Source organism: Yersinia sp. 2542 StPb PI, from assembly GCF_048593855.1.
GTDB lineage: Bacteria > Pseudomonadota > Gammaproteobacteria > Enterobacterales > Enterobacteriaceae > Yersinia > Yersinia enterocolitica_E.
Window position 1 is genome coordinate 1 of sequence record NZ_JAZGQA010000280.1, and the last position, 3900, is coordinate 3900.

A 3900-nucleotide genomic window follows, 5' to 3' on the forward strand; every position below is an offset into this window, starting at 1 on the left:
CTAGTTGTATGATATTTCATATTGCATTGATTATCATGTCATTTTTAATAAATACAAGATTACTCCCAGTTTAATTGACTGCTAATTTAAAGTTAATTAGTTAATTCGGTTAGTTTGCTAGTCGCCTATAATCTGTAATAGATTATGTATAACTAGTGCAGCCCACGGCTATTCAATAGAAAAATCACTGATTCATTTTCAACTGATTGTTTTATATGACTTCGAAAAATGACAGCATTACTATACTACCTATATATGGTTATTTATCACTGAAGGTTAATCATGAATGTTAATCGAAACTTTACAGCAATCGCTGTTCTAGCCAGTTTAGTCAGTCAAGCTACAGTTGCCTCTAATTTCACAAAGACGGTTAACATGGATATGACAACTTTATTATCTGGCGATACCGCAAAGACCACTGATTCTGAGGGGGCAAGTATTTAACCTATTGAGGCATCTTGATATTGATGATGCGAGTTCTATATCTGCTTTAAATGGTGTTAACGGTATTACTATCAACATAGTACCAGGAGCAAAAGTAGGCGAGTTTACAATGCAACAAGAATGGCTATACTTAATTTTTATGTCATTTTTATCCATCCTCTTATAAATGAAACTTGGTATTCACCCATGCATATATTTAATAAAAATAAATTAGTACTATCCATATCGGGAATTATTTTTTTCACCAATGTACAAACTGTGAGTGCAACGGTATTTACTAATGTTAACGCTGGTGCAAACCAATCTCTGGTTATTGGAAGCGGAGATTCAGTCATACATACAGCTAACGCTGGAAATGCTGTATCGGCTGATGGTATAAATTCGTTAGTTACTGCAACCGATACCGTTATAAATACTCTGGGTAATACTAGTAACGCTGTTAACGCATTAAATGGAGGGGTGGTTAATTTAAATAATGTAGCTATCAATGTTAGTGGTCTTACATCATATGGTATAACTGCCGAAAATGGGGGAGTAGTCGGAGCGTCTAATGTAACTATTGATATTTCTTCCGAAAATAGTGCGGGTATTCACGGTGCAGGGGGGACTTTAAACCTAAATACTATTAATATTAATACATTAGATTTCAAATCATACGGAATACTGAGTTATGTTGCAGGTAGTGTAATTAATTTATCTAATGGAGTAATCAAAACAGCTGGTATACAATCACATGCTGTTACTGTTGATGCCGGAATTGTCAATCTTGCAAACACTACAGTTGAAACTTTTGCAGATTTAGCTCGCGGAATAAATATTAACAATGGTTCTGAAGTAATAGCTAATGATATTAATATTATCACTCATGGTAATGATCGAGCGGATGGAATTTCAGTTGCTGGAAAATTTACCGGTTTTAACGTTAATGTTTTAACTGAAGGGCTAAATACATATGCAGTAACATTACGTGAATTGGGCGATTTAAGTATTTCAAATAGCCTATTATCCTCTAAATCATCAGCAATAAATTTTACCGCTCAGGCAACTAGAGTTGGAGCTACGGCTGAGTTTTTTAATAGCACTATTATAGCTGAAGACAATGTTATTGTTTCTGGAAATTCCATAGGCCAAGTATCGTTGATTAATACTGTGACTCATAGCGCCTCTAATAAATTTGCTAGTGCAGGAAATAATTCCATTATGGATATCACAGCAAGAGATAAATCTGCTATTTCGGGAGGCCTTATTGCAGATTCAACTAGCAATATTTCTTTGTCTCTTGAGAATGACAGTCAATGGTCTGGTTATTCCCAAAACGCAGCTAAAATAGCTTTAGACTCTTCAAGTTCCTGGATATTGACAGGTAATTCTGATGTTAACAGCTTAGTTAACGCTGGTGTAATCAACCTTAACGGGGCTCCCGGTACTGTGTTGACGGTCACTGGTGATTATATTGGAAATAACGGTTTACTGAATTTCAATACGGTGCTGAATGATGATACCTCAGCAACTGATAAACTGGTGGTTAATGGCAATACCTCAGGCACCTCATTCGTGAGTGTGAATAATGTCGGCGGTATTGGTATGGCTACCCTGAATGGTATTGAACTGATACAAGTTAACGGCATGTCTGACGGTGATTTTGTTAAGAATGGGCGTATTGTGGCAGGTGCTTACGAATACTCGTTAGTCCGAGGGACAGGAGTGAATACCAATAACTGGTATTTGACCAATGAACTCGTCTCTAATCCAGACCCTGACCTGCCACCTTCTGTACCGGTGCAACGCCCGGAAGCTGGGGCCTATACGGCTAACCTGGCTGCAGCCAACAATATGTTTGTGACCCGCTTACATGATCGCTTGGGGGAAACACAGTATATTGATGCTCTGACCGGTGAGCAAAAAGTGACTAGTATGTGGCTCAGAAATGAAGGGGGGCATAACCGCTCACGCGATATCAACGGGCAGTTGAACACACAGGCCAACCGCTATGTGGTGCAACTGGGGGGCGATATTGCACAGTGGAGTAATAACGGTATGGACCGTTTCCACCTGGGGGTCATGGCGGGTTACGGTAATAGTAAGAGCACCACCGTTTCACAAGAGACAGGTTATAATGCCAAAGGATCTATTGATGGTTACAGTACCGGTGTATACGGTACCTGGTACGCCAACGAGGTCGATAAGTCGGGTTTGTATGTGGATGGCTGGATGCAATACAGCTGGTTCAACAACACTGTTGATGGGCAGGCCTTGGCGACTGAAGAGTACAAGTCTAAAGGGATAAGCACTTCTATTGAAAGTGGCTATACCTTTAAAATGGGTGAGAATGTAGCGAAAAATGCCACTTACTTTATCCAGCCTAAAGCGCAGGTGACCTGGATGGGCGTAAAATCGGACGACCATAAAGAAACCAACGGCACCATTGTATCGGGTGAAGGCGATGGTAATATTCAGACCCGTCTGGGGGTGAAGGCATTTATGAATGGCTACAGCGATCAGGATAAAGGCAAAGAGCGCGTATTCCAGCCGTTTGTCGAAGCTAACTGGGTCCACAACACCAAGGACATTGGTACCACACTGAATAACGTCACAGTAAGTCAGGACGGTGCAGCGAATATTGGCGAGTTAAAAGTGGGTGTGGAAGGGCAGATTAATAGAAAAGTGAATCTCTGGGGTAATGTGGGCCAGCAGATTGGTAATAAAGGTTATAGTGATACTGCTGTAATGTTAGGAGTGAAATACAACTTTTGAGGTGGCTATTTACCACTTATGGCCCAGTTCATGTGCTACAAGTGGTAATTAATAACTTACTACTAGCAGAGTGCGGTGAAAGTCGCACGCTCCGTTCTTAGGGGATCAGTTTGGAGAGCACAGTCAGTCAACTGGCTGTGCTTATCCGACTATAGTACAAAAATTTCCGTTTCCCAAACGACCCCTCTAGGAGTGAGGGCATGAAAAAGTGTGGGCCAGCCGTAATCTATGCTGCCATCGCTGATACCTTTCCGTCGCTTTGTTCGTCCATCGAGAACCCCGGATACCAGCAGGAGAATTTATCCCGCAGCTCGTTATTCAAAACAGCGGTCCGGGTCTGTAACAAATAATGTGCACCTTTTCTGCTCCACTGCATCTGCTGTTTTTTGGCCATTCTTCTGGCGATCACTTCATTAATTGTTGATTCCACAAACGCCGTTGAAACCGGCTCTCCATACCGGTACATTTCACCGTAGTTTGGGATCATCATCTTATTATTCCGAATGTAGGTTGTAGTGGATAGCTAAATTTAGCCACTTTAACAGATATGTTTATTTCCGCTTGTCGCTCATAGCTGATTACAGTGTTGATTGAGTGTTGCACTGATAGCTGTCAAATCAAAGCCAATACAGTCAGGTATCTTCCCACAGCGGCTCCAATTCAACAGGAAGTTGCTCCTTATCAAATCCCTCAAACCAGTAA

The 3900-nt window shown here is 41.0% G+C and carries 1 protein-coding gene and 1 pseudogene; one reads left to right on the forward strand and one right to left on the reverse strand.

What is annotated here, in order from left to right:
- Positions 1–564 precede the first annotated feature (564 nt).
- Positions 565–3198, forward strand: a complete 2634-nt coding sequence (locus V1952_RS20485) for an autotransporter outer membrane beta-barrel domain-containing protein (RefSeq protein ID WP_050123326.1) — start codon at positions 565–567, stop codon at positions 3196–3198.
- A gap of 226 nt (positions 3199–3424) precedes the next feature.
- Here V1952_RS20485 and V1952_RS20490 read toward each other — a convergent pair.
- A pseudogene (locus tag V1952_RS20490) lies at positions 3425–3709 on the reverse strand (ISKra4 family transposase); the annotation flags it as partial.
- Between the last annotated feature and the right edge of the window lie 191 nt (positions 3710–3900).

Bases quoted from the DNA above. Each gene is read 5' to 3' on its own strand.
- V1952_RS20485 (WP_050123326.1), top strand. From the start codon at position 565: ATGGCTATACTTAATTTTTATGTCATTTTTATCCATCCTCTTATAAAT.